26 protein-coding genes are annotated in these 25805 nt (G+C 60.4%); 14 read left to right on the forward strand and 12 right to left on the reverse strand.

What is annotated here, in order from left to right:
* The first annotated feature begins 11 nt into the window (after nucleotides 1–11).
* The 3 genes from BW979_RS09830 (at nucleotide 12) to groL (ending at nucleotide 2720) form a co-directional block, all read left to right on the forward strand.
* Entirely contained in the window at nucleotides 12–488 is a 477-nt protein-coding gene (locus BW979_RS09830) for an FxsA family protein (protein ID WP_047227002.1), read from the forward strand.
* 244 nt (nucleotides 489–732) lie between these two features.
* Nucleotides 733–1026 carry a co-chaperone GroES gene (locus tag BW979_RS09835; RefSeq protein ID WP_047227001.1) on the forward strand — a complete coding sequence of 98 codons (294 nt, stop codon included), beginning with the start codon at nucleotides 733–735 and terminating at the stop codon, nucleotides 1024–1026.
* 50 nt (nucleotides 1027–1076) lie between these two features.
* A complete protein-coding gene (gene groL / locus BW979_RS09840) occupies nucleotides 1077–2720 on the forward strand; it encodes a chaperonin GroEL (RefSeq protein WP_047227000.1) in 1644 nt (547 codons plus the stop codon).
* A gap of 201 nt (nucleotides 2721–2921) precedes the next feature.
* Here the strand turns inward: groL and BW979_RS09845 are convergent, their stop codons facing one another.
* Complete coding sequence (locus tag BW979_RS09845) at nucleotides 2922–3662, reverse strand: phosphatase PAP2 family protein (RefSeq protein ID WP_076383715.1); 741 nt, start codon at nucleotides 3660–3662, stop codon at nucleotides 2922–2924.
* Between the two features lie 238 nt (nucleotides 3663–3900).
* Here BW979_RS09845 and colR point away from each other — a divergent pair, with 238 nt between their 5' ends.
* The 5 genes from colR to BW979_RS09870 all read left to right on the forward strand — a co-directional run bounded on the left by colR (nucleotide 3901) and on the right by BW979_RS09870 (nucleotide 7600).
* Entirely contained in the window at nucleotides 3901–4584 is a 684-nt protein-coding gene (gene colR, locus BW979_RS09850) for a two-component system response regulator ColR (RefSeq protein WP_047226998.1), read from the forward strand.
* Nucleotides 4574–5851 carry a sensor histidine kinase gene (locus BW979_RS09855; protein WP_047226997.1) on the forward strand — a complete coding sequence of 426 codons (1278 nt, stop codon included), beginning with the start codon at nucleotides 4574–4576 and terminating at the stop codon, nucleotides 5849–5851. The genes colR and BW979_RS09855 overlap by 11 nt, the downstream gene beginning before the upstream one ends.
* A gap of 141 nt (nucleotides 5852–5992) precedes the next feature.
* The gene (locus BW979_RS09860; RefSeq protein WP_076383716.1) at nucleotides 5993–6661 is read left to right on the forward strand and encodes a class I SAM-dependent methyltransferase; all 669 of its coding nucleotides are present in this window, start codon (nucleotides 5993–5995) and stop codon (nucleotides 6659–6661) included.
* 4 nt (nucleotides 6662–6665) lie between these two features.
* Complete coding sequence (locus BW979_RS09865; protein WP_047226995.1) at nucleotides 6666–7370, forward strand: lipopolysaccharide kinase InaA family protein; 705 nt, start codon at nucleotides 6666–6668, stop codon at nucleotides 7368–7370.
* Nucleotides 7371–7372: 2 nt separating this feature from the next.
* The gene (locus BW979_RS09870; protein WP_076383717.1) at nucleotides 7373–7600 is read left to right on the forward strand and encodes a hypothetical protein; all 228 of its coding nucleotides are present in this window, start codon (nucleotides 7373–7375) and stop codon (nucleotides 7598–7600) included.
* Nucleotides 7601–7695: 95 nt separating this feature from the next.
* On the opposite strand, the gene BW979_RS09875 is transcribed toward BW979_RS09870, so the two are convergent.
* From BW979_RS09875 to BW979_RS09895, 5 genes are all read right to left on the reverse strand, one after another.
* A complete protein-coding gene (locus BW979_RS09875) occupies nucleotides 7696–10722 on the reverse strand; it encodes a multidrug efflux RND transporter permease subunit (protein ID WP_047226993.1) in 3027 nt (1008 codons plus the stop codon).
* Between the two features lie 13 nt (nucleotides 10723–10735).
* Nucleotides 10736–11884 carry an efflux RND transporter periplasmic adaptor subunit gene (locus BW979_RS09880; protein ID WP_047226992.1) on the reverse strand — a complete coding sequence of 383 codons (1149 nt, stop codon included), beginning with the start codon at nucleotides 11882–11884 and terminating at the stop codon, nucleotides 10736–10738.
* Nucleotides 11885–12017: 133 nt separating this feature from the next.
* The gene (locus BW979_RS09885) at nucleotides 12018–13115 is read right to left on the reverse strand and encodes a DUF1513 domain-containing protein (RefSeq protein WP_076383718.1); all 1098 of its coding nucleotides are present in this window, start codon (nucleotides 13113–13115) and stop codon (nucleotides 12018–12020) included.
* 2 nt (nucleotides 13116–13117) lie between these two features.
* The gene (locus BW979_RS09890; RefSeq protein ID WP_047226990.1) at nucleotides 13118–14182 is read right to left on the reverse strand and encodes an imelysin family protein; all 1065 of its coding nucleotides are present in this window, start codon (nucleotides 14180–14182) and stop codon (nucleotides 13118–13120) included.
* 29 nt (nucleotides 14183–14211) lie between these two features.
* On the reverse strand, nucleotides 14212–15639 hold the full coding sequence (locus BW979_RS09895) for a di-heme oxidoreductase family protein (RefSeq protein ID WP_076383719.1): 1428 nt from the start codon (nucleotides 15637–15639) through the stop codon (nucleotides 14212–14214).
* Nucleotides 15640–15916: 277 nt separating this feature from the next.
* Between BW979_RS09895 and BW979_RS09900 the strand changes: the two genes are divergently transcribed.
* Nucleotides 15917–17521 (forward strand): hypothetical protein, encoded by a 1605-nt coding sequence (locus BW979_RS09900; RefSeq protein WP_076383720.1) that lies wholly within the window; start codon nucleotides 15917–15919, stop codon nucleotides 17519–17521.
* A 267-nt stretch (nucleotides 17522–17788) separates the two neighbouring features.
* Here the strand turns inward: BW979_RS09900 and BW979_RS09905 are convergent, their stop codons facing one another.
* From BW979_RS09905 to BW979_RS09930, 6 genes are all read right to left on the reverse strand, one after another.
* Nucleotides 17789–19129, reverse strand: coding sequence for a sensor histidine kinase (locus tag BW979_RS09905; RefSeq protein WP_076383721.1), 1341 nt, complete (start codon nucleotides 19127–19129; stop codon nucleotides 17789–17791).
* Between the two features lie 67 nt (nucleotides 19130–19196).
* Complete coding sequence (locus BW979_RS09910; protein WP_047226986.1) at nucleotides 19197–19643, reverse strand: Spy/CpxP family protein refolding chaperone; 447 nt, start codon at nucleotides 19641–19643, stop codon at nucleotides 19197–19199.
* Nucleotides 19644–19921: 278 nt separating this feature from the next.
* Complete coding sequence (locus BW979_RS09915; protein ID WP_047226985.1) at nucleotides 19922–20599, reverse strand: response regulator transcription factor; 678 nt, start codon at nucleotides 20597–20599, stop codon at nucleotides 19922–19924.
* Nucleotides 20600–20606: 7 nt separating this feature from the next.
* The gene (locus BW979_RS09920; RefSeq protein ID WP_047226984.1) at nucleotides 20607–21017 is read right to left on the reverse strand and encodes a translation initiation factor 2; all 411 of its coding nucleotides are present in this window, start codon (nucleotides 21015–21017) and stop codon (nucleotides 20607–20609) included.
* 107 nt (nucleotides 21018–21124) lie between these two features.
* Complete coding sequence (locus BW979_RS09925) at nucleotides 21125–21424, reverse strand: YciI family protein (protein ID WP_047226983.1); 300 nt, start codon at nucleotides 21422–21424, stop codon at nucleotides 21125–21127.
* A gap of 1 nt (nucleotide 21425) precedes the next feature.
* Nucleotides 21426–22022, reverse strand: a complete 597-nt coding sequence (locus BW979_RS09930; RefSeq protein ID WP_076383722.1) for a septation protein A — start codon at nucleotides 22020–22022, stop codon at nucleotides 21426–21428.
* Between the two features lie 87 nt (nucleotides 22023–22109).
* On the opposite strand from BW979_RS09930, the gene BW979_RS09935 reads away from it, so the two are divergent.
* The 5 genes from BW979_RS09935 to BW979_RS09955 all read left to right on the forward strand — a co-directional run bounded on the left by BW979_RS09935 (nucleotide 22110) and on the right by BW979_RS09955 (nucleotide 25745).
* Nucleotides 22110–22973 carry a PHP domain-containing protein gene (locus tag BW979_RS09935; protein WP_047226982.1) on the forward strand — a complete coding sequence of 288 codons (864 nt, stop codon included), beginning with the start codon at nucleotides 22110–22112 and terminating at the stop codon, nucleotides 22971–22973.
* 13 nt (nucleotides 22974–22986) lie between these two features.
* Nucleotides 22987–23616 carry an L-threonylcarbamoyladenylate synthase gene (locus tag BW979_RS09940; RefSeq protein ID WP_047226981.1) on the forward strand — a complete coding sequence of 210 codons (630 nt, stop codon included), beginning with the start codon at nucleotides 22987–22989 and terminating at the stop codon, nucleotides 23614–23616.
* A 132-nt stretch (nucleotides 23617–23748) separates the two neighbouring features.
* The gene (locus tag BW979_RS09945; protein ID WP_160893268.1) at nucleotides 23749–24447 is read left to right on the forward strand and encodes a segregation and condensation protein A; all 699 of its coding nucleotides are present in this window, start codon (nucleotides 23749–23751) and stop codon (nucleotides 24445–24447) included.
* 11 nt (nucleotides 24448–24458) lie between these two features.
* Nucleotides 24459–25418: an SMC-Scp complex subunit ScpB gene (scpB, locus tag BW979_RS09950; protein ID WP_076383724.1), complete on the forward strand. Its 960-nt coding sequence runs from the start codon at nucleotides 24459–24461 to the stop codon at nucleotides 25416–25418.
* Nucleotides 25419–25553: 135 nt separating this feature from the next.
* Nucleotides 25554–25745 carry a DUF1289 domain-containing protein gene (locus BW979_RS09955; protein WP_047226978.1) on the forward strand — a complete coding sequence of 64 codons (192 nt, stop codon included), beginning with the start codon at nucleotides 25554–25556 and terminating at the stop codon, nucleotides 25743–25745.
* The last annotated feature ends 60 nt before the right edge of the window (nucleotides 25746–25805 follow it).

A 25805-nucleotide genomic window follows, 5' to 3' on the forward strand; every position in this document is an offset into this window, starting at 1 on the left:
GGAACCTTTTGATGCGCCCTTTTTTGTTGCTCTTTCTGCTGTTCCCGGTGTTGGAGCTGTTCGTATTCGTCAAGGTCAGCGGGGCGATCGGGTTTTTCCCGGCGCTGCTGCTGGTCATTCTCGGCTCGATGCTCGGCGTGTTCGTGCTGCGCATCGCCGGCCTCGCCACGGCTCTGCGTGCCCGTGAAAGCCTGAACCGCGGCGAGCTGCCTGCCCAGACCATGCTCGAAGGCCTGATGCTGGCCTTGGGTGGCGGTCTGTTGATCCTGCCTGGCTTCATCAGCGATGTGCTGGGCCTGGTCATGCTGCTGCCGTTCACCCGTCGGCTGCTGGCCAATAAAATGCGCCAGCGTGCCGAAGAACAGGCGATTCGCCAGCGAGCCTTCGCCGACGACCTTCAGCCCCGTGGCGGGCCGCCTCCACGAGAACCTGTGGGCCGCGAACCGGATGTGATCGAAGGCGAGTTCGAGCACCGCGATACCAAGTAAAACCAGCGACACGGCACCTTCGGGTGCCGTGTTCGTTTTCGGCTTCGTGAAGTAAAAAATTTTCTACCCGACCCTTGAAATCGGCTTGTACGCCCTTATGTATGGGTCACCGCAAGGTTTCCGGTGGCGACACTGGACAGACTTCCGCGGTTCGCTTGACGAACCGCATCCGGCTCCGCCGGCTTTTGTTAAACCCGCCGGGACTACACCGGCCGATGAAAACCAAAATTAGGAGAGATCGACAATGAAGCTTCGTCCTCTGCATGACCGCGTCGTCATCCGTCGCAGCGAAGAAGAGAAGAAAACCGCTGGCGGTATCGTCCTGCCAGGTTCGGCTGCTGAAAAAGCCAACCACGGTGAAGTTCTCGCTGTAGGCCCAGGCAAGGCTCTGGAAAACGGTGAAGTACGTGCGCTGGCCGTGAAAGTGGGTGACAAGGTTGTGTTCGGCCCTTACTCCGGCAGCAACACAGTGAAAGTCGACGGCGAAGACCTGCTGGTGATGAGCGAGAACGAAATCCTCGCTGTCCTGGAAGACTGATTCCCCCGCTCATTTTCCCGTTACTACAAAGTATTTAAGGAATATCGATCATGGCTGCTAAAGAAGTTAAATTCGGCGATTCCGCCCGCAAGAAAATGCTCGCCGGTGTCAACGTCCTGGCTGACGCAGTAAAAGCGACCCTGGGCCCTAAAGGCCGTAACGTGATCATCGAGAAGAGCTTCGGCGCTCCGACCATCACCAAGGACGGCGTTTCCGTAGCCAAGGAAATCGAGCTCAAAGACCGCTTTGAAAACATGGGCGCGCAACTGGTCAAAGACGTTGCCTCCCGTGCCAACGATGATGCTGGTGACGGCACCACCACCGCGACCGTACTGGCTCAATCGATCGTCAACGAAGGCCTCAAGGCTGTCGCTGCCGGCATGAACCCGATGGACCTCAAGCGCGGCATCGACAAGGCGACCATCGCCATCGTCAAAGAGCTTAAAGCCCTGTCCAAGCCATGCGCTGATACCAAGGCTATCGCTCAGGTCGGCACCATCTCGGCCAACTCCGACAACTCCATCGGCGACATCATTGCCGAAGCCATGGAAAAAGTCGGTAAAGAAGGCGTGATCACCGTTGAAGAAGGCTCGGGCCTGGAAAACGAACTGTCGGTTGTTGAAGGCATGCAGTTCGACCGTGGCTACCTGTCGCCGTACTTCGTCAACAAGCCGGACACCATGGTTGCCGAGCTTGAGAGCCCGCTGATCCTGCTGGTCGACAAGAAAATCTCCAACATCCGCGAAATGCTGCCTGTGCTGGAAGCCGTTGCCAAAGCCGGCCGCCCACTGCTGATCGTGGCTGAAGACGTTGAAGGCGAAGCCCTGGCGACTCTGGTTGTGAACAACATGCGCGGTATCGTTAAAGTCGCTGCCGTCAAGGCACCTGGCTTCGGCGACCGTCGCAAGGCCATGCTGCAGGACATCGCCGTACTGACCGGCGGTACCGTTATCTCCGAAGAGATCGGCCTGAGCCTGGAAAGCACCACCCTGGAGCACCTGGGTAACGCCAAGCGCGTGATCCTGTCCAAGGAAAACACCACCGTGATCGACGGTGCTGGCGTCGAGGCTGATATCCAGGCTCGCGTTACTCAGATCCGCGCACAAGTGGCCGACACTTCATCCGACTACGACCGTGAAAAACTGCAAGAGCGTCTGGCCAAGCTGTCGGGCGGCGTTGCAGTGATCAAGGTTGGCGCCGGTTCCGAAGTTGAAATGAAAGAGAAGAAAGCCCGCGTTGAAGACGCCCTGCACGCAACCCGCGCAGCCGTCGAAGAAGGCGTGGTGCCTGGCGGCGGCGTGGCACTGGTTCGTGCCCTGCAGGCCATCAGCGAGCTCAAAGGCGACAACGATGACCAGAACGTGGGCATCCAGTTGCTGCGTCGCGCTGTTGAAGCACCGCTGCGCCAGATCGTTGCCAACTCCGGCGACGAGCCAAGCGTTGTGGTCGACAAGGTCAAGCAGGGTTCGGGTAACTACGGTTACAACGCTGCGACCGGCGAATACGGCGACATGATCGAAATGGGTATCCTGGACCCAGCCAAAGTGACTCGTTCGGCTCTGCAAGCGGCTTCGTCGATTGCCAGCCTGATGATCACCACCGAGGCGATGATCGCTGAAATCAAGGAAGACGCTCCAGCTGGCGGCGGTATGCCAGACATGGGCGGCATGGGTGGCATGGGCGGCATGATGTAAGCCAGCCTTACCCCTGTACTGAAAAACCCCGTCTGCGAAAGCAGGCGGGGTTTTTTAATGCCTCGGGTTTACCCCGCTCATTGAATTTGCACCAATCCCTGTGGGAGCGAGCCTGCTCGCGATAGCGGTGTAACAGTCACCCTCAATGTTGCTGATCCGACGCTATCGCGAGCAGGCTCGCTCCCACATTCAGATTGGTGTTCAAGCATTGACGGGTTGGGTTGTCGCCGCTCGCTTCGCTGTAGAGGCCGGCCGGTACAGCACGTAGTAATAACACCCCAGGCAAATCAGCCAACAGAACACCGCTGTCCACGCATTATGGGAAAAGAAATGCGCCCCTTGCATCATGCGGCTCACGGAGAACAGCATTCCCAGGGAGGCAGCGAATATGAAGGCCAGGCGGGCCAGGCGAGGGCGGCGGTCGCGCAGTACGAAGAACAACGCGAACAGCGTAAACCCGGTGGCAGCGTGACCACCGGGCCAGCATCGGCCGGGTTTGTCAGTTGCCGGGCGTGGGCTCAGTAGTTCGCTGTAGGTTTGCTTGCCTCCGAACTCCTTCAGGCTCCAGGGGCATTGCACTGCCGTTACGGCTTTCATCGGCGTGACGAATGAAGTAGCCAGCGCCAGGGAGAGCACCAGGCAGCCCAGTTCGCGTTTGAACGGTTTGAGTCGGGTGAGGAAGAACGTGCAGATGAACCCGAGAATCGACAGCACAGAAAACGCGATGACCACCTGTTTGGCCCGGTCATGCAGAATGTCTTCCAGAAAAAAACTGTGCCGACCGATGAACCCGTCGACTGGGTCGTAGAACAGCCTGGCCAGATCCATGTCCAGCGTGGTCAGTTCCAGCAGCACCAGGATCACCGCGATTGCAGCGGGCAGGCCCAGGGCGACCCGGAAATTCAACGGCCTGGAGACGGGACGGGTGGTGGTGGAAACCATGGCAGTACCTTTGGTGGAGTGTTCTTGAGCAGCGCGTTGCGCGCAGTCTGGCCCGGGCAGCGTGGGCGAGGCGTGAATGCCGGGTGAAAAACTCGTCAATGTCCGGGCAATCCACGCGCGACCCTTGCGGGAGCGGGCTTGCTCGCTACGACCGCCGATACAACCCTAGCCGTGATTCACACTTGGCCTTAAGCTGCGCGGGCCACGATGACCGTCCACGTGCGCAGAGGAGATGCCCATGCGAATTCTGTTGGTTGAAGACAACCGTGACATCCTGGCCAATCTGGCCGATTACCTGGGGCTCAAAGGCTATACCGTCGATTGTGCCCAGGATGGTTTGTCGGGGTTACACCTGGCCGCGACCGAGCACTATGACCTGATCGTGCTCGACATCATGCTGCCGGGCATCGACGGCTACACCTTGTGCAAGCGCCTGCGCGAGGACGCCCGACGTGATACACCGGTGATCATGCTCACCGCCCGGGATCAACTGGACGATCGCCTGCAAGGGTTCAAGTCCGGCGCCGATGATTACCTGGTCAAACCTTTTGCCTTGTCGGAGCTGGCGGCGCGGATCGAAGCGGTCATGCGTCGGGCCCAGGGCGGCGGGCGGCGCGCCTTGCAGGTCGGTGACCTGAGTTACGACCTCGATACCCTGGAAGTCACCCGCGAAGGCAAACTGCTGAAGCTCAACCCTGTAGGCCTGAAGCTGCTGGCGGTCTTGATGCAGAAAAGCCCCCACGTGCTGCGCCGGGAAATCCTCGAAGAAGCCTTGTGGGGCGATGATTGCCCGGACAGCGACAGTCTGCGCAGCCATGTTCACCAATTACGTCAGGTGATCGACAAACCGTTCGACAAACCGCTGTTGCACACCGTGCATGGCGTGGGTTATCGCCTGGCCGAGGGCCGAGATGGAGTTTAAGCAAAGCCTTGCCCAACGGATCATCATCGCCTTTGCGCTGATGAGCGCGTTGGTCGCCGGGGCATTCGCCATGGGCATCGTGGCGACGGTTCACTTGGTGGAAGAAAGGCTGATTTCCGCCGGGCTTGGGGGTGACCTGCAACGCCTGCTGCTGATGGACAGCGTTTCGGACTGGAGTCATCGTCCGGAACCCGACCAGTTGTTCTATTTCAGTGGCGGCCCGGGTGACTTCGATTTGCCCAAGGATCTGCGTCACCTGGATCGCGGTTTCCACGAGGTCTTTCGCGCGCAATTGTCGTATCACGCCATGGTCGAGATTGTTGACGGTCGACACTACGTGCTACTGCAGGACCAGAGCGATTTCGAAGAGCGCGAACGGGTGCTGTTCGCCGTGGTGCTGGTGGGCTTCGTGCTCAGCCTGGCGCTGGCGGTGTTCCTGGGTTGGGTCCTGGCTCGCCGGGTGATGGCGCCGGTCGTGCGTCTGGCCCGGCAAGTGCGCCATCGCGACCAGCTCCTCGGGCTGGCCCCGCCGCTGGCCCCTGACTATGCCGCCGATGAAGTGGGTGAGCTGGCCGTGGCGTTCGACGCTACGCTGGGGCGACTGCGCCAGGCCCTGACGCGTGAGCGGTTGTTCACCAGCGACGTAAGCCATGAGTTACGCACGCCGTTGATGGTCCTGGCCAGCTCCTGTGAGCTGTTGCTGGAGAACCCGGCCCTGGATCAGCGCGGTCGCAAACAGGTCGAGCGGATCAGTCGGGCCAGTGAAGAAATGCGCGAGCTGGTGCAAACCTTCCTGATGCTCGCCAGGACCCAGCGCGAAGACAGCGGCATGTCGCCCCGGTTGACGCTAGGGCAGGTGGCCGAGGACCTCGTTGGGCTGTGGCGTGCGCCGATCGAAGCCAAGGGCCTGACCCTGATCTTCGAGCCGGGGCAAACCGCCGACACCCCGTATAACGCCACGTTCCTGACCGCCGTCATGGGTAACTTGCTGCGCAACGCCTTGCACTACACCGATCAGGGCTTCATTCGCCTCACGCTGTCCGCGACCGGCTTCGTGGTCGAGGACAGTGGCGTGGGCATTCCCGAAGAAAAACGCGAGGCGATGTTCGAACCGTTCGTGCGAGGTAACGAAAAGCGCGGCGAAGGGCTTGGGTTGGGGCTTTCATTGGTCCAGCGGATTTGCGAGAACCAGGGCTGGACCGTGAGCCTCAGCACCATGGAGCCCAATGGCTGTCATTTTGAGGTTGAATTGCATCCTCGTAGCTGAGCGCTCTGCTCAAGATTGCCTGTTGGAAATATCCTGAAAACCCTCGAGTGCCTGCATGATGAAGTTTTCACAAAGGGATGACTTGGCGTGCACATGTCCATCCCTAACGTGGGAGCCATTACCTCATGGAGGCTCTCGCCAATGTCCAACCCTATCAAGCTCGACTTTTCCGAAAAATATGACGAACAGCACGCTCATCAATACCTGAATAAACATCAGGCTGGCCTGAGTCGGCGTCTTTCCCACCGCCGTGATGAACAACTGGCACGCATGGCTTTGGCGTTGGCAGGTGATCCTGGCCTGGTGCTGGACTTGCCGTGTGGTGCCGGGCGTTTATGGTCTGTTCTGGCCGAAAAACCGAACCGGGTGATCATCGGTGCGGACAATTCCGAAGCCATGCTCAAGACTGCGTTGAACGCTCAACCCGCCGATGTCGTAAAACGGGTACAACCCTTGCACGCTTCTGCGTTCGACATTGCCTTGCCTGATAACGCCGTCGACAGCATTTTTTGCATGCGCCTGCTCCACCACATCGGTGAACCTGCGCATCGACTGGCGATTCTGCGGGAATTCGAACGTGTCACTCGTGATAGCGTGATCGTTTCATTGTGGGTCGATGGAAATTTCAAGGCCTGGAGACGTAAGCGTCTGGAGCACACGCGTGGGCAGAAAGGCTACCAGAATCGATTTGTGTTACCGGCCGCTACAGTCGAGGGTGAATTTCGGCAGGCTGGTTTCCGCATTCAGGAACGACTGGACTTCCTGCCGCTCTATGCCATGTGGCGAGTTTATGTATTACGCAAGAGGTAACAGCATGGTTGTGGCAGTAGAGACAACAGCGGTCCCCCGCTGCGGCTTCGAACACTTCTGGAATCAGCAGGGTGAATGGGTGGAACAACCCAATGTGCGTCGTGGTGGTGAAAGCGGAGTGCAGCGGATCAACAACGGCGGCGATCTGCTCTATGCCAAGCGTCAGACAGGGCATATTTACCGTAGCTTGTTGCATCCGTTCGGCCGCCCAACCGTGTTACGTGAGCAAGATGCCCTGCTGGCATTGAGCCGACTCGACGTCAGCGTTCCAAAAGTCATCTTCTGTGGCGCACAGCGGGACCCGATTCACAAGTGGCGTGCGCTGCTGGTGACTCATGCGCTGGACGGTTTCGTGGAGTTGGATCACTGGTATGCCACAGGCGGGCGCGAGCGTCATGGCGAAGCGGGACATGACCGAATTCTCCAGGCATTGGCAGAGAACCTGGCTCGCATGCATAAGGGGCGTTGGCAGCATGGCTGCCTCTATACCAAGCATGTATTTGTGCGCGTGACCGGAGAGGGTGAGTCCGCTCGAGCCGAAGTGGCCCTGCTGGATTTGGAAAAGTCCCGTCAACGCCTGACTTCCCGGACCGCAGCGTCCCATGACATGAAGCAACTGCGACGCCATTCGTCGTTCAGCGATTCAGAATGGGAAAAACTCGTCTACTTTTACAAAGCGGCGTTTGGCAGCGCTATCAAAGGTTTATAGCGATGAAATTAGAAATTGCTAGAGGTTTGTTTCTCGTAGGAGCCCTGGCAGTTACCTCTATGGCGGTGGCGGTATGGGAGCAGCCCCGTTCGCAGATCCTCAGTGCTTCCCACCCGGACGCGCACTGCCCTTTGCCACGTGTGGCCAAGGCCAGCGAGGCGATCCGGCCGGACGACGATCTGTTGCTGTTCATGTTCAGTCTTTCCCAAGGCATGAGGCCCCAGAGTTGATGGACAGGAAGCCAAAAGAAAGGCCTCGCGTATGCGAGGCCTTTCTTTTTTGGATCGCAGCCTTCGACAGCACTTACAGGGCCAGTGGACGCACGTTAGGGTTTGTCCGGCTTGGCCAGCAACGTATACACGCAGGGCAATACGAACAGTGTGAACAACGTGCCAATCGACATCCCGGTGGCGATCACCAAGCCGATGTCGAAGCGGCTCACCGCCCCGGCCCCGGTAGCGAGGATCAATGGCACCATGCCAAATACCGTCGCCGCGGTGGTCATCAGTACGGGACGCAAGCGAATCGATGCGGCTTGCTCCACGGCCTCCCGTGGGGTTAGCCCCTGTTCCCTGCGCAGCTGGTTGGTGAACTCAACGATCAGGATCCCGTGCTTGCTGATCAGGCCGATCAGCGTCACCAGTCCTACCTGGGTGTAAATGTTCATGCTCGACCAGCCGAGGAACAGCGGAATCAAGGCGCCGCAAATCGACAGCGGTACCGTCACCAGAATCACCAGCGGGTCCCGGAAGCTTTCGAACTGGGCGGCCAACACCAGGAAGATGATCGCCAGCGCCAGGGCAAAGGTGACCCACAGCGCGCTACCTTCCTGGACGAACTGTCGCGAAGCCCCTGCGTAGTCGAAAGCGAACCCTACCGGAGCCTCTTCTTGGGCAATCTGGCGGACCGTCTCGATGGCCTCGCCCATACTCACGATGGGAAAACCCGAAATCGTCACCGCGTTGAGTTGCTGGAACTGATTCAACTGCCGTGGTCGCGCCCGATCGCTGACTTTGATCAGCGTCGACAGCGGCAGCAATTCACCCTGGGTATTTTTTACGTAGTAGTTGTTCAACCAGTCCGGATTGTCCCGGAACGGCCGTTCGACCTGGGCGATGACCTTGTAGCTGCGCCCTTCGATGGTAAAACGGTTGATCTCGGCTTCACCCAGCAGGGTGGCGAGTGTGCCGCCCAGGTCTTGCATCGAGACGCCCATCTGGGCGGCCTTGGCACGATCGATGTCCACGACGACTTCGGGTTTGTCGAAAGCCAGGTCAACGTCCATGAAAGCGAACTTGCCGGATTCCAGTGCGCGCTTTTTGACCCGCTCGGCGATCTGCAACAGCGTTGCGTAGTCCTTGGGCGAGTTGATGACGAACGCAAATGGCAAGCCTTCGCCGGTGCCAGGCAGGGAGGGCAGGTTGAAACCGAATATTTGCAGGCCGGGGATGTTCTCCAGCTTGGCCTGGACTTCAGGCAGGATTTCCATCTGGGTGCGGCTGCGTTCGTTCCAGGGTTTGAGCAGGAAGCCGCCGATGCCCGATTGCACGCCGTTGTATCCGTTGATCTGGAACGAGGAGTAGTACTCCGGGAACTCCTTGAAGATGGTGATGAAATGATCGGTGTAGGTGTTCAGGTAGTCGAGGTTGGTCGGCTGCGGGGCATTAGCCATCATGAAGATGATGCCCTGGTCTTCATCGGGGGCCAGCTCGGACTTGGTGAACATGATCAGCACCGGAATCAGCAGCAGCACGATCACCGCGAACACCAGCACCACAGGCCGGGTATTGAGCATGCCGTGAAGCATGCGCTGGTAGCGGTTTTTAAGACGTTCGAAAACCACGTCCAGTCTATGCGCCAGTCCCGAGGGGTTCTCTTCGTGACGCAACAGCAAGGCGCACATCATGGGCGAGAGGGTCAGTGCGACGATCCCGGAAATGACCACCGCGCCGGCGAGCGTCAGCGCGAACTCCTTGAACAGCGCCCCCGTGAGCCCCTCCAACAGACCGATCGGCGCGTACACCGCCGCCAGCGTGATGGTCATCGAGATCACCGGCATAGCGATCTCCCGGGCACCTTCAATTGCAGCGTCGAATGGGCTTTTGCCTTCCTCGATGTGCCGGTGGATGTTTTCCACCACCACGATCGCGTCGTCCACCACCAGACCAATTGCCAGCACCATGGCGAGCAGGGTCAGCAGATTCATCGAGTAGCCCATCAACTGCATGAAGAACATCACGCCAATCATCGACAGCGGGATGGTCACCACCGGGATGGCCACCGAACGCAGGGCGCCCAAGAACAGGAACACCACGACGATGACAATCAGCACCGCCTCGAAGAGGGTTTTGACCACCTCGTCGATGGAAGCCTGGATGAACAGGGTGGCGTCGTAGGCGATCTCGGCCTTGAGGTTGGCCGGCAGTTGGGCCTCCAGATCCGGCATGATCCTGCGCACTTCCTTGATCACGTCCAGCGGGTTCGCGCCGGGGGTGGCCTTGATGCCGATGTACACCGAGGGCGTGCCACCGAAGGAACTGATGGTGTCGTAGTTCTCGGCGCCCATCTCCACCCGGGCCACATCGCGCAACAGCACGCGGCTGTCGCCATCGGTCTTGAGCGGAATCGCCGCGAAGGCCTCGGCGGACTTGAGTTCGGTGTTGGCGTTGATACTGGTGACTACGTATTCGCCTTTCACCTCACCAGCGGCCGAGAGGAAGTTGTACTGGCGCACGGCATCGGTCACGTCGGCGGCGGTGAGGCCGAAACCGGCAAGCTTGACTGGATCCAGCCACAGGCGCATGGCGAAGACCTGGTTGCCGAGGATCTCCGCTTCGGCCATGCCCGGCAATGTCGCCAGCTTGGGCTGGACCACCCGTGACAGGTAGTCGGTGATCTGCGGGTTGTTCAGTTCCTTACTGAAAAAACTGATGTACATCAGTGCCGAGGCATCGGCGGCCTCGCGGCTGAGCACCGGGTCTTCAGCATCTTGGGGTAGCTGGTTTTTGACTTCGTTGGCCTTGGCCAGCAGCTCGGTAAAAAGTCGGTCGCTGTTGGAACCGATGCGGGCGTAGACCGATATCACCGAGAAATTCTGACGGCTGACCGAGGTCATGTAGTCGATGCCCTCGGCGCTGGCCAGACTCTGTTGCATCGGCTGGGTGATATAGCCCTGGATGGTCTCGGCGTTGGCCCCGGGGTAGGCGGTGGTCACCGTGATCAGGGCGTTCTCCATCTGCGGGTACTGGCGTAGGGGCAGCTTGCTCCAGGCCTGGAAACCCAGCAGCACGATCAACAGGCTGACCACGGTGGCGAGCACCGGACGGCGGATGAACGGATCAGTAAAAGCCATGAGGGTTCCTTGATCAGTCCGCAGGGGGCGGGCTGTTCTGTTCGGTCAGGGTCTTGTCGTCGCTGATGGCGATGGGCGTGCCGTTATCCAGTTTGATCTGGCCGGCGATCACGACCTGTTCGCCGCTCTGCACGCCTTTGGAAACCAGCACGAGCCCGTCGCGTCGCTCACCGGTTTCGACGAATCGCCGTTCGGCGATGAGGATCGGCTGGCCCTTGTCATCTTTCTCGACGGTGCCGTCGTCGGCTTTCTTCTGCGTCACGACGTACATGGAGTTGCCGTAGAGGGTGTAGGTCACGGCGCTTTCCGGCACGACGATGGCGTTGGCCTTGTCCGGCAAGATCACCTGCAGGCTGGCGAACATGCCGGGCAACAGCCTGCCGTCGGGGTTGCCCAGGGTAGCGCGTACCAGCACGTTGCGAGTGCTGTCTTCGATCTTGGGGTTGATCGCGCTGATGGCGCCGACGAAGGTCTGGCCGGGATAGGCCGAGACACTGACGTTGACTGCCTGGCCGACCGCGAGCTTGGGTACCGCTTGCTCGGGGAGGTAGAAATCCACATACAGGCTGCTCAGGTCCTGCAGGGTGGCGATCACCGTGCCGCTGGCCAGGTAGTCGCCGACGTCCACCTGGCGAATGCCGATGGTGCCGCTGAACGGCGCAACGATGTGTTTCTTGGCCAGCGAAGCCTTGAGCTGGTTGACTGTGGCCTGGTTCTTTTTCAACTGCGCCGCGAGCCGGTCGAATTCGCCCTTGGAGATCGCCTGGCTGCCCACCAGTTGCCGACCCCGGCCAAAATCCAGTTGCGACAGGTTAAGGTCGGCCACGGCGGTTTCCAGCAGCGCGCTTTCGACGTCACTGTCCAGTTGCACCAGTGGCTGGCCGGCCTTGACCTTTTGCCCCGACTGGAACTGCACCTTCTGCACCGTCCCGGCAATTTCCAGGCTCAGGTCTACGCCTTGCAGTGCGGTGAGGCTGCCGACGGTGGGCAGGCGGGTTTGCCAAGGCTGCTCGACAGCCGTGGCCACGGCGACGCTGACCGGCGGTTTGGGGGCAGAAAACATCTGGATCTGCTGGTAAACGGAGAAACCCTTGTAGCCGGCCAGTAGCAATACCACCAGCAGGACAACACCCAACATGATCAGCATGCGGCGTCGCAGCATGTTCCACTTCCTTGGAAATAAGCCGAGAGAAAATACAGACAGGCGGGCACATTACTCCGAGTACGCGACCGATTCAAAACGATGTTCATCGGTAATGTGTAAGGGTTTTTCCTGAAGGCCCGCCGCCCGCTTGTCAGATCAAATGCAAATGGTTGTCCCAGAGCCCTGCGGGCAGATCCAGTGGTTTTGCAACCAGTTGTGCCTGCCGGCAATCGTAAAAGCGGCAACGGCCCTGACCCGATGTCACGACGAAACCGTCGGCCACCGCACCCACACCGGCGCAGTCTGGCAGAGGCGCGTCCAGGCGTATTTCGCCGCTGTCCAGGTCCCAGATAAAAAAACGGTTGCCACGGGGCGCTGTCAGGGCCACCAGGCGCAGGTCGCTGTGTACGGCAACGCTGGCGGTGTAATGACCCATGGCCTGCAATTGATGCTCGGCCACCGGGAATGCCTGGAACGGCTGGCCCGGACGCTTGATTGCCAGCAGCTCGGAGGATTCGTGGGCATCGCCCATGAATTGCTGGCCGCAAACGATGGTGCCGTCGCTGGCGATGCCCATGTGGCGCACGCTGTTCATCGATTGGGCGAGGGTTTCCTTGCTCAGCAGTGTGCCATCGCGCTGCATCAGTACCAGGCTCGGCTCCATGGCATTGAGGTTCATCTCGACGCGGCTTTCGGCTTCGGTGCGGATGCCGCCGTTGGCGACCACCAGCGTTTCGCCGTCGGGCATCCATGACACCTGATGAGGGCCGATGCCGTGAGTCGACAGTTCGCCGCTGTGCACCAACCGTTCGCCTTCAAAACGGTACACGCCCAGCAGGCCGCGGCCTGGATCGGTCGTGTCGTTCTCGGTGGCGTACAGCCATTCGCCGCTTTTATGAATCACCGCGTGCCCGTAGAAATGCCGGTTCGGCAACGAGGTGAGGGTCTGCAGCAGCGAACCGTCGCGCAGGTCGATCAGGTAGCTTTCGGTGCCTGGGCGACGAGCGACGAACAGCGCAATCGGTTTTGTCGGATGGTCAATGATGTCGTGGCAGCGCTGCTTGACCTGGGTGGCGAACACCCGGCTGCCGTCCAGTCGATAGCCCACGGCGTAGTGCTTGCCGTCGCTATCGTCCCGTGCCGAAAGCAGGAGCGGATGCTTGTCCTGTTGCTTGAACAGCGTCCAGCCGCCCAGGGTAACGGCGCCGAGCAGCATGCTGCCCAGTGCCAGAGCCTGACGTCGAAACATGATCAGTCACCGTCGTTGGCATTGAAGCCCAATTGAATGCCCAGCGCCTTGGCCAATTCGCCTTCGTGCAGGCGATGGACAACGTTGAGGCTGTCGTACAGTTCGTTGAGTTGCTGGCGTCCGGCGTCGTCAGCGAGCATTTCGACCAGCGAGCGCTGGCTGTCGGCGAACAGTTTCAACGAGGTGTCGTAGGCCGCGTCGATCTTGTCGGCCAAGGGTTTCTGCTCGCTTGGCAACAGGCTGCGCAGGCCCTTGTTGTCCACGCCGACCCAGACGGTCCTGGCCGCGCTCAGACTGGCTTGCAGGCCTTGCAGCGACGACTGGCTGCGCCAGGCATCGGCCTGGAACGGTTGTGGTACGCCCTTGCTCTGGCGGCCCATCGGCGTGCCAAGTTTCTTCTTCAAGGTGTCCAGGGCAGTGACCTGGACCCGCAGCAAATCGGCGATCGCTTCGTGGGAATCAGCGTAGCGCTCGTTCGGAAACTTGCTCATCTGGGCGAGCATGCCGTCGTTGGTATTCCAGCGCGACAGGATATCTTCGGCCAATTGCTTCTGACGTTCGCCAATGGCGATCAGCAGCGGGCAATACTTGGCTTTTTGCGCGCTGTCGGCCATGTCGATCCTGGCGTCGAACAGCAGGTACTCATAGGCGGAGAGGCCTTGGACCACAACGCTGGACTTGGCCAGACCGGCAACGTCGATCTGCGGCTGGTTATTGACCAGTTGCTCGACCTGACGGCCCACCAGGTTTTTCTTGTCCGGCCAGAACTGCACCTGCCAGGCGCGATTGCCCTCGGCCAACGGGCCGATCAGCAGTGGTTGCAACTCGGCCCAGGCTTTTTGTGCCTTGAGAAAGTCGGCGCGGGCGGTCTCCAGGTTTTCCTTGCCCTGGCAGAAGGCCAGGGCGCTGGTTGCCAGTTGCCGGTCAGCCTCGACCCAGCGGCTGTAGGTGGGCAGGATCACTTGCTTGGCGATGGCCGCTGAGGTGACCGCTTGCGGATCCTGGGGCGAGCATGCGCCGAGGACGATGGCGGCGAGGCTGGTAAACAACAGCTTGGGACGGAACATGTCGGGCTCCCGTTTTTCGGAGAATGCGATTAAAGGGAATTCAGGAACGCCAGCAACGCAGCGCGTTGCTCGGCATTGAACGCTAGAACTTGTCGCTGTGCCGCTTGCGCTTCGCCGCCATGCCATAGCACGGCTTCGAGCAGGTTGCGCGCGCGACCGTCGTGCAAGAACTGGGTGTGACCACCGACGGCTTCGGTCAGACCGATGCCCCACAGCGGTGGGGTCCGCCAGTCACGGCCGCTGGCCTTGAATTCGCTGCGGTTGTCGGCCAGGCCTTCACCCATGTCGTGCAACAGCAGATCGGTGTAGGGGCGAATGACCTGATTCGCCAGTTCCGGTTCGGCAGCGTTGGCGGACGTGGTGTACTTCGGGGTGTGGCACGACTGGCAACCGGCCTGGAAAAACAGATTCTTGCCGGCCAGCACCTGGGGCGAGTTCACCTCGCGCCGGGCCGGTACGGCGAGGTTGCGGCTGTAGAACAGCACCAGGCGCAGAATGTTGTCGCTGACTTCCGGCTCGCCATCGGCGCCGTTGCCGTTCGGGGCGCGCTTGCAGTCGGCCTGGGCCTGGGTGCAATCGTCGAAGGGGCGCAGGCTTGTCGTCAGGCCCATGTCACCGGAGAAGGCGTGGACGTTCTGCTGATTGAGGTTCGGCTGGCCGGCCTTCCAGCCGAAACGCCCCAATACGGTCTTTTGCTGGACATCGTCCCAGACCTGGTTCGGCCGGCCGACGATACCGTTGTTCTCCCGTGCCTGGGCTTGGACGTTGGCCAGGATAGCTTCATCGGGGATGGCTTCGAGCAGCCCCAGGCCGATCATCGGCGGTGCGACGCGGGCCGAAAAGCGCGTGTCGGGGTGCATCGGGCCGTAGCCTAGTTGGGTGATCTGCAGTTGCGGCTTGCGCAATTCTACAACGGTGCCGTCGTCGAAGCGCACCGGGACCGGCGTGTAATCGACCCGCACCTTGCCTTCGGGGACAACGCCGGGCACGGACATGTCCTGCAATTGCCCGCCATAGGTCGGCTCCGGCACCACCCCCAGTTGTTCAATGACCTTGGCGTAGGCCGGGGCATCGGGAATCGACAGGCGCACCAGCATCGACACCGCGCTGGCCGCGTCCGGTGCCGGCGGATGGCCGCGACCGTCCTTGACGTGACAGTTCTGGCAGGCGTTGGTATTGAACAATGGCCCCAGACCGTCCCGTGCGGTGGTGGTCGAGGGCGCGATCACCCAGGGGCTGCGGAAAAAACTGTTGCCCACGGCGAAGTCCACGCGTCGCGAAGGTGGCAGGTTGGCCGAGGGCAGGGAAAAGGCGTTCTGATCACTCTTGCGTACCGTCGCAGCGCCACCGGACCGGGCTTCGCCGGGTTCGGCCTGGGTAAAACGCGGGGCGTCATCGCAGGCACTCAGGCCCAGGGCCATGAACAGAGCGCATAAGCGAAGAGGCAACGACGGCATCGGACTTCCTGGAAGAGGAGTGAAACGAGGGCGCAAAGTCTAACAGGGCGGGGCGGTTTGAATAAGAGGGATTATCGTTTGGTTTTTGAGCATCACTTTATCCAGATTACCTGGCTGCTTTTCTAAGGCTTGGCTCCAGCGTCCAGTCGTTTTCTCCCGCCGTTCGTCGGCAATCTGCTCTGACCTGTCAATCCTGACAGTAGCCGATCTTCCTTGGCTGGAGTTTGATGGCCCAACGCCGAAAAGCCACGCTACCCTCACTCGCCAGGAAAACATGATGGATACCGAATCGTCTGTCTTGAACCATCCGTTCGAACTATTCCCTGTTTACATCCCGGGATGGAAGACGCCGGTGCTTCCGGAAGGCCTTGCGCACGGCGGCATCCCACAAAGCATTTATGACGGTCGGCCCGAGGGATTGCAATGCGTGATCTATGCATGGACCGAGCTCAAGAGCGGCTCCTGGACAATGGCGGTCCTTGATCGAGTTGACTTGTATGTCAATGGCGAGCTCTCGGGGGCAGGCTTTACCGTCCAGCCGGGAGAGGAAAGTAAGGAGTACTTTCTCCTGGACCTTCCCCAGGGAAAACTGAGAGAAGGGGTCAACAGGCTGCATTACACAATAACCCGTCTCAGCGAAAATCCCGGTATTTCCAATGATTTGAATGTGCTGTACCACTTGCGGGCCCCCGGTGAGCCGGCGCCCCAGGGCCTGGATCTGGTGATCCCGCCGGATGTGCTCGGTGATGGGGTCAGCGCCGAGCGGGCGGCGCAGGGTGTGGCGTTTGGTTTTACCTATTCCTATCCGCGAGATTACGACAGCATCAGATTTTTAGTGGGCAATGTGACCGTTCCAGTTGACGGATTTGATGCCGCCAGACCGGTGACGCATACCCTGTTTACCGACACATTCAGACAGGCAGGGGACAACCCCAATACAGCGCTCCAGTTCACGGTGACTGACCAGTTGGGCAACTCCAACCGGTCGTTGATCAAGTACTTGGATATCCATTTGGACCGCGTGCTGATTGCTCCTACTCTTATCCATGTAAAAAATGCCGCCGGTGAGGAGATTCCCGACAAAGGCGAAACAACCAGCACCACCTTGGTGCTGTCGGGTGAGGCAAGCCATGGCAAGGAGATCGAGGTCTACGATGGCAGCGGTGCTGGTGCCGTCCCCAAGGGCACAGCAACTGCCGATGCGACAACCGGCCTATGGACCAAAGAAATTACCGTCGACGTCGGCGCTCGCCGCCTGTATGCAAAGTCGCTCTACCACCCTACGAACGTCTATTCGAACGTACGTATCCTGACTGTGATACCTGAACCCTTAAGCATCGATACCAGCGACGCGATTCTCGACCAGTTAATGTTTAGAGCCGATAAGTTTCCTGAACGTCCGCCAGTAGGGGCGTTCGTAGAGCGGATACCGTCGGGAGGTGTGCCTCCCTATATCTATACTTCCAGCGACCCAGAGGTGGCAGAGCTTTTTTCATCATCGCAACCACGGGTTGTATCGAAGCACTCAGGGACCGCTACGATAAACGTCCGAGATCAAATGGGTGCAAGCGTGTCTTACCAAGTCATTACTTCCAAGGTTTGGCTGCTGTTTGACTTAGGTAAAGACAATGAGTGGCAGACGTATTGGAATTGCTGGGGGACTGCGTGGAACGCCGGGGGGACGATCCCTGACCTGGTGACTTGGGGAGCGCTTCGAACCATCCATGACGGCGACCCAGGTTTGGGGGACTTGCGTGCATGGTCTTCGGACCAGGGTCCCGGTGAAAGGACTGTGTATACAATCAACCCCACAACAGGAGTCCGAGAGCTACTGTCCCAGGATAGCGACTATGCAAGGGGATGGATGATCAAAGAGGTATGACCTTCCCTTGGCATGGATGCGACGAGATTGGCGACGCTGTTCATTTCAGGTCTGGGGCCTGTGGCAAGGGAGCTTGCTCCCGCTGGGCTGCGTAGCAGCCCTAATAAAGCAGTGAGCTCAATCCTCCTGGCCGAGTTGGCTGGTTTTGGGGGCCGCTTCGCAGCCCAACGGGGATAAATCCCCTCGCCACAGAGCCAAGTTCACTGCGCGACAGCGCAGCGTCGAAGACGCGGCGGGCACTCTCTTGCCACAAGTTAATGTTTGATTTTAGGGTTGCACCACGGCCCCCGGTACCAATGGCAGTTCCAGCGTCGCGATAAATCCGCCATCGGAATGGTTGGCCAGCACCAGCGCGCCGCCATGACGCTCGGCGGCGCGGCGGGCGATGGCCAGGCCCAGGCCATGACCTGCAGTGGTCTGGCCGGGGGCGCGGTAGAACGGTTCGCCCAACTGGCCCAGGTGTTCGGCCTCCACCCCCGGTCCGTGATCGCGCACGCTGACCATGATCCGCTCTCCTTGGCGCAGCGCGCGGACTTCGATCGGTTGACCGACCGGATTGAAGCGCTGGGCGTTGCGCAGCAGGTTATCCAGGGCCCGTTCAATCATGGTCGGCCAACCTTTTAGGGTCAGGTTCGGTTCAACGTCCAATTGCACGCTTTGTTCTGGAGAGGCCAGCTGTGTGTCTTTTTGCAGGGTAACCAGCAGATCGTTGAGGTCCACCTCTTCAGCGCTGGCGTTGTCGGCATCGACCCGGGCCAACACCAGGATTTCGCTGATCAGCGCTTCCAGACGATCACATTCGCGGGTCAGGCGCGGCCAGAGTTTTTCCCGCTCCTCGGGGCTGGCTCGTTCAGCCAATGCCAGGGCAATGCGCAGCCGGGCCAGGGGCGAGCGCAGTTCGTGGGATACATCGCGCAGCAGTTGGCGCTGGCTGGCGATCAGGCTTTGCAGGCGCGCGCCCATGCGGTTGAAGTCGGTGGCCAGCACACCAAATTCATCCCGGCGATTGGCCAGTTTGGCGAGGCTGTTTTGCTGGTAGGTGGTCTGCCCCAAATCATGCACTGCACCGCGCAGGCGGCTCAACGGACGGGTAATGGACAGGGTCACCAGCAGGCTGAACAACGTCAGTACCACCAACGCGATCCCCAGCGCACTCAGAGGCCAGAGCAGGCTGCCGCGGTGCCAGGCATCCAGTTCGGGGTGGGGTATGCGGTAGATGAACAGGTAAGTGTCGCCGGTTTTGGCGCTGGTGAACTCGTCGGTCAAGCGCCGCCAGGGCAGGCGTCGGTCGTTGTCGTTCTGTCGCGCCTCGAAGGCCTGTGCTCGACGCGGGAAAGTGCCGCGTACCACTGGGGCACCGCTCTCGTTAAGCACCTGGACGTTGATGTGATACTGATGCTTGCGCTGTTGCAGGATCTGTTCGGCGGCGTCTTCGCCCTGGCTTTCGAAGGTTTGCGTCCACTCTTCGGCCAGGGTGTTGAGGCCCGGATGGCGGCTGAGGATCCAGGCGTCCTGGTTCAGCATGTGGCCCAGCAGAATCGAAAGCCCTGCAACCAGGGCGATGGCCAGCCAGAAACTGGCCAGGATGCGCCAAAACAGTGAACGCACGATCAATCCTCGAAAAACAAAGAAAGCCCAACGGCGATTGGCCGTTGGGCTGGGGTGCTTCAGCGCATTATTGCGCCTTTTGCGGTTGTTGCGCTTTCCAGGCCTTGAACTCGGCCCACTCGGCCCGACGCTCGGCCTGCTTCTTCTGAATGGCGTCAAACTCTTTTTGCTGCTCAGGCTTCAACAACCCACGGATCTGGGCGTCGACTTTTTCGTGCCGGGCGGCCATTTCATCTTTCATGGCTTTCTGATCGGCTGGCGACAGTTTGGCCAGGTACTTTTCTACCAGTTCGCGGCGCTCGTGGCGCTGTTCGCCCATGATCTTGCGGATCTGCTGGCGTTGTTCGCGGCTCAGGTCCAATTGGCTGTACGGACCTTTGTCGTGCATCTGGCCGCCATGACGCGGGCCATCCATCGGGCCCATTGGTCCCATCGGGCCGGCGCCTTCAGGCATGGCCATCGCGACGGTAGGCAGGGCAGCAGCGAACATCAGAGCGATGAGGGTCTTGCGCATGGTGTATCTCCTTGTCTCGTTCCCGGTCAGTTCCGGATGAGTTCAGGTTACGCAGATCAAGGTCAGCGGCGGTCAGGGGTGGGTAAAGCTTGGGTAAAGACGTTTTGGCGCAGGCCTGACAAATCTGCAGGACCGAGCACAAAGCCCTGTGGGAGCAAGGCTTGCCCGCGATGAAAGTAACGCGGTCTCTGAGGGAACCGAGGCGCCTGCATCGCGAGCGAGCTTTGCGCCCACAGCCCAGCGGCGCAGCGCTTAGGCGCAGCGCTTAGGCGCAGCGCTTAAAGGCTGTAGTAATAACCCCGGCTACGCAGGGCCACGATGCGTGGGCGACCGTCGGCGTGCGGGCCGATTTTCTTGCGCAGGTTGCTTACGTGCATATCGAGGCTACGGTCGTACAGGGTCAGCTTGCGTCCCAGGGCGATCTGCGCCAGTTCCTGCTTGTCCAGTGGCTCGCCCGGCTGCTTGAGCAGCGCTTCGAGCAGGCGGCTTTCGGAAACAGTGAGGGTCTGCTCCTGCTCATCGATGCTGACCACGCCTCGCACCGGGCTGAAGGTCAGGTCGCCCAGTTCGATCTGGCTGGACACCGCCGTCGGATGACTGCGGCGCAAGACCGCGCGCAGGCGGGCGGTCAGTTCCCGTGGATCGCAGGGTTTTGCCAGGTAATCGTCGGCCCCCAGTTCCAGGCCCAGGATGCGATCCAGCGGTTCGCCACGGGCCGAGAGCATCAGCACCGGCAGCTCCGGATGATCGTTGCGCAACTGCTTGAGCAGTTCCAGGCCGCTGCCGTCGGGCAGCATCACATCCAGCACCACCGCCGCCGGGGCGGTTTCGGCCAAGGCCTTGCGGGCGCTATGGCCATCGTGGCAGGCCCGGACCAGAAAACCTTCCTGACCCAGCCAACTGCCGAGGAGCTCACACAGCTCCTGGTCATCATCAATCAGTAACAGCTCGCTCATGACTCACTCAATTTAGCCATTGCCGACGTTGTCTACGTCCACCGCTGGCAAAGATACCGCAGAGCAGGGCCAATAGCGCTACCCCGGCACCAATGACGAACCACTGCTGCTGATCGGTCAGCAGGCGTGGCAGGGGGCTGGCCTGGGCTTCCTTGAGTTGCAGCTTCAGACGCTGGTTCTCCTGGCGCAATCGACTCACCAGCGCGCTCTCGCGTTCGCTGTTGGCGTTTTGCAGTTGCTGGGTCAGTTCCTCGCGCATGCGTTCGCTGTTTTTCAAGCGTTGCTGCAATTCGGTGATCTGACTGCCTGCGCTCAAGGACAAGGGCGTCGAATGACTGCCGTCGGTGCTTTCTTCCCCATGGGCGGGAGCCCCGATCACCAACATGACCCCTAACAGGCACAGCGGACCTTTGCGCATTGCAACTCCTGAATTCCAATCGAGATTAGACAGGTTGTCGGCAGGTAAACGAGAACAATGAGCGATTGAGCGCAATGAGCCGCGAAGGCTCATCACGCATCGGGTTGTTAAGGCAGGACTTGCTTGAACGGCTTGACCACGACATTGGCGTAGACACCGGCGGCCACGAACGGATCGGCTTCGGCCCAGGCTTGCGCCGCGGTCAGGGAATCGAACTCGGCGACGATCAGGCTGCCGGAGAAACCCGCCGCGCCGGGGTCGTTGCTGTCCACTGCCGGGTGCGGGCCCGCCAGCACGATTCGGCCTTGGGCCTTGAGCTGTTGCAGGCGCTCAAGGTGTTCAGGGCGGGCGGCCAGGCGTTTTTCCAGGGAATTGGCGACGTCGGTGGCAATGATTGCGTAGAGCATGTCAGTCCTCGGTTTTTGGCGTGGTGGTGTCGGCATCGTGCAGATGACGGGACAGGTAGATGCCTTGGGCGATCAGGAACAACAGCGTCATGCCCAGGCTGCCGAAGACCTTGAAGTCGACCCAGTAGCTCTGGAAGGTGAACGCGACGAACAGGTTGGCGGCGCCGCAGAACAGGAAAAAGCCGATCCAGGCGATGTTGAGCCGGGTCCAGATGACGTCCGGCAGGTTCAAGGCGTGGCCCATGATGCGCTTGATCAGCAGGCGATCGCCGACGAAGTGACTGCCGATAAACGCCAGGGCGAACAGCCAGTTGACCACCGGGGCTTTCCACTTAAGGAAAGTTTCGCTGTGGAAGGCCAGGGTCAGGCTGCCGAAGACGAGGCAGGCGATCAGGGTCAGCCACTGGCTTTTCTCCAGCTTGCGTTGGGCCACGAACAGGGCGCCATAGACCACCAGCGAACTGATGATCAGCATCGCGGTGGCGCTGTAGATACCGCCTACAGTCAAGGAGTGACCGGCAATGTCGACGGTCCGTGGGTCAAGTTTGTAGACGATGAAAAACAGCAGAAGCGGGATGAAGTCGATGAATTGTTTCACAGTGGCAGCCAGAAGCAGGATGTGGCGGCATAATAACAAACATCCTTGGCCGCGATAGGGCCAGCTGATTTGAGGTAACAAACTCTCGTGAATGTTGATTTGCACTGCCATAGCACGGCCTCCGATGGCGCCCTGGCGCCTGCGGTTCTGGTGGCGCGGGCGTTCGAGCACGGCGTGCGAGTCCTGGCCCTGACCGATCACGACACCCTCGAAGGCCTCGACGAGGCCCGTAGCGCGGCGACGACGCTGGGCATGCAACTGGTCAACGGGGTCGAGTTGTCCTGCACCTGGGGCGGCGCGACTATTCACGTGCTGGGTTACGGTTTTGATGTAAATGCGCCGTCACTGGTCCAGGCCATTGCGCAACTGCACGACGGCCGCTGGCTACGTTCCGAGGAGATCAGCCGCAAGCTTGCGCTAAAGGGCATGCCTGGTGCGCTTGAGGGCGCCCGGCAGATCCAGCAGGAACTGGGCGACAGTGGCAACGCCCCGGCCCGTCCGCACTTCGCGGACTGGATGGTGCGCGAAGGTTTCGTCAAGGACCGCGCCGAAGCGTTTCGCAAATGGCTGGGAGCCGGCAAGCTCGGGGACGTCAAGCAACACTGGCCGACCCTGGAAGAGACCGTCCAAACCCTGCGATCCGCCGGAGCCTGGGTCAGCCTGGCGCATCCGTGGCACTATGATTTCACCCGCAGCAAGCGCCGCCGCCTGGTGGCCGACTATATTCAAGCAGGGGGCCACGCCATCGAGGTGGTCAATGGCCATCAGCCTGCCGAGCAGGTCGGCAGCCTGGCGATTCTGGCCCGTGAGTTCGGCCTGCTGGTGACCGCCGGCAGTGATTTTCATGGCCCTGGAGGCTGGTCCGAGATAGGCGAATATCGCCCGTTGCCGGAAGATCTGCCACCACTATGGTGTAGATTCAAACATGATCCCGTTACCGCCACCGTCTGAACAGGTAGAACACGTGAGTCAATTTTTCCAGATTCATCCGGAAAACCCGCAAGCGCGCCTGATCAAACAGGCGGTGGAAATCATTCGGGGCGGTGGTGTGGTGGTCTATCCCACCGATTCTTCCTACGCCATCGGCTGTCAGATCGGCGACAAGAACGCTGTAGAGCGGGTAAGACGCCTGCGTCAGCTGGATGACAAGCACAACTTTGCGCTGATCTGCAGCGACCTGTCGCAGTTGGGCCTGTTCGCCAAGATCGACACCGGCACCTTCCGCCTGCTCAAAGCCCACCTCCCTGGGCCTTACACCTTTATTCTCAACGCCACCCGGGAAGTCCCGCGGCTGTTGCTGCACCCGAAAAAACGCACCATCGGCCTGCGGGTGCCCAGCCACCCCATTGCCCTGGCGTTGCTGGCCGAGCTGGGTGAACCGCTGATGAGCGTGACCTTGATCATGCCCGGCGAGACGGAGCCGATGAATGACCCTTACGAGATGCGCCAATTGCTCGAGCATCAGGTCGACCTGATCATCGACGGCGGTTTCGGCGGGATGAAGGCGTCCACGGTGATCAACCTGGCCGATGGCGAGCCGCAAGTGGTGCGTATCGGTTGCGGCGATCCAGCCCCGTTCCTGGTCGAGGCCTGAGTGTCCGCAGTGGAAACCGCCGTTGAGAGCGCCGACAGCCAGGCCGGCGCTCAGCAAGAGCTGCCGTTCGCCATGGTCTATGGCCAGGCGGTCATGGAAATGCCCCTGGACCTGTACATTCCGCCGGATGCGCTGGAGGTATTCCTTGAAGCCTTCGAAGGCCCGCTGGACCTGCTGCTGTACCTGATCCGCAAACAGAACATCAACATCCTCGACATCCCCGTGGCGGAAATCACCCGCCAGTACATGGGCTACGTCGAGTTGATGCAGTCGGTGCGCCTGGAACTGGCGGCCGAATACCTGGTGATGGCGGCCATGCTCGCCGAGATCAAGTCGCGAATGCTGCTGCCACGCTCGGCAGAGATCGAGGAGGAGGAAGACGATCCGCGCGCCGAACTGATCCGCCGCCTGCAGGAATACGAACGCTTCAAGGTGGCGGCCGAAGGCATCGATGGCTTGAGCCGGGTCGGGCGCGATGTGGTGGTGCCCAAGCTCGATGCACCCGAGGCGCGAGCACGTAAATTGCTCCCGGATGTCAGCCTCGAAGAGTTGCTGATGTCCATGGCCGAGGTGCTGCGCCGGGGCGACATGTTTGAAAGTCACCAGGTCAGCCGCGAAGCCCTGTCCACCCGCGAGCGCATGAGCGATGTGCTGGAGCGGCTCAAGGGCGGCGGCTTTGTGCCCTTCGTCGAGCTGTTCACCGCCGAGGAAGGGCGGCTGGGCGTGGTGGTGACGTTTATGGCGGTCCTGGAATTGGTCAAGGAATCCTTGGTCGAGCTGGTGCAGAATGAGCCGTTCGCAGCGATCCACGTGCGGGCACGAGCCGAATAACGAGCAAATCAATGAATCTGACTGAACCCCGCGAGCTGGCGCCGTTGCTTGAAGCTTTCCTGTTGGCCTCGGGAAAACCGCAATCGATGGAGCGCTTGTTCGAACTCTTCGAAGAAGGCGAGCGGCCCGAGCCGGCCGTGTTCAAGAAAGCCCTGGCGCTCCTGGGTAAGTCCTGCGAGGGGCGGGCGTTCGAACTCAAGGAGGTGGCTTCCGGCTACCGCCTGCAAATCCGCGAGAAGTTTTCGCCCTGGGTCGGGCGTCTGTGGGAAGAGCGTCCTCAGCGCTATTCCCGCGCCATGCTCGAAACCATGGCATTGATCGCTTATCGCCAACCGATCACCCGAGGTGAAATCGAAGATGTGCGGGGCGTGGCGGTCAACAGCCACATCGTCAAGACGCTGCTTGAGCGCGAGTGGATCCGGGTCGTCGGCTATCGCGACGTGCCGGGTAAACCGGCGATGTTTGCCACCACCAAGGCCTTTCTCGATCACTTCAACCTCAAGAACCTCGACGACCTGCCGCCGCTGGCCGAACTGCGGGAGCTGGAACCCGAGCCGATGCTGGAATTCGACGACGCCCCGGTGCCCCAAAGCTTGCAAGAGCTGGCCGACGCCAGCGCCGAGCCGGAGGAACCCAAGGAAGAAACCAGTTTCCATTCGTTGTTGCTGGAACTGGACACCATGGAGGAGGGGCTCAAGACCGATTTCGACGATCTGCTGCGTGAGGGGCCGGGGTCTGAAGGCGAAATGGATGAACCCGCGCAACCGGGCAGCGAAGTTGAACTTCAGGTCGAACCTGACCCCGAACCAGAAGAAGACATTCTTGGCGTAGCCGCGGCCCGGGAAAAACTGCTGGCCGCCGTGGCCGCGCTCGAACCACGCGAACCCGAGCCTGAGCTCAGCGATGAAGAAGCCGAAGCCCGCGCCCTGGCCGAAGCGATTGAAAACGAACGACGCCAGTTCGACGATTGATCACGGCTGACACAGCGCCGCCCCATTGTGGGAGCGAGCCTGCTCGCGATGGCGGTCTGTCAGCCAACATCATTTTTGAAGGTGAAATCGCTATCGCGAGCAGGCTCGCTCCCACATTAAGTCATGCGGTGCACCATGAGTTCCACCAAAGACCCCTGCATCAGCCTCTGCAAGTTCGACGACGACATCTGCATCGGCTGTGGCCGCAGCAAGCGCGAGATCAAGGCCTGGAAGAAACTCGACAAGGATGACAAGCGCACGGTGTTGGCCGAAGCGGCCCTGCGCCTGATCAAACTGGGCGCCACCGGTCGGCGGAAAAAGCGCTGAAGGTTCGTCGATCAGCTAGTCTCTGATGCGCAAATGCCTTAACGAGCGTATGATTCGCGA

The organism is Pseudomonas sp. A214 (genome assembly GCF_900156295.1).
In the GTDB taxonomy this organism is placed as follows: Bacteria; Pseudomonadota; Gammaproteobacteria; order Pseudomonadales; family Pseudomonadaceae; genus Aquipseudomonas; species Aquipseudomonas rhizophila.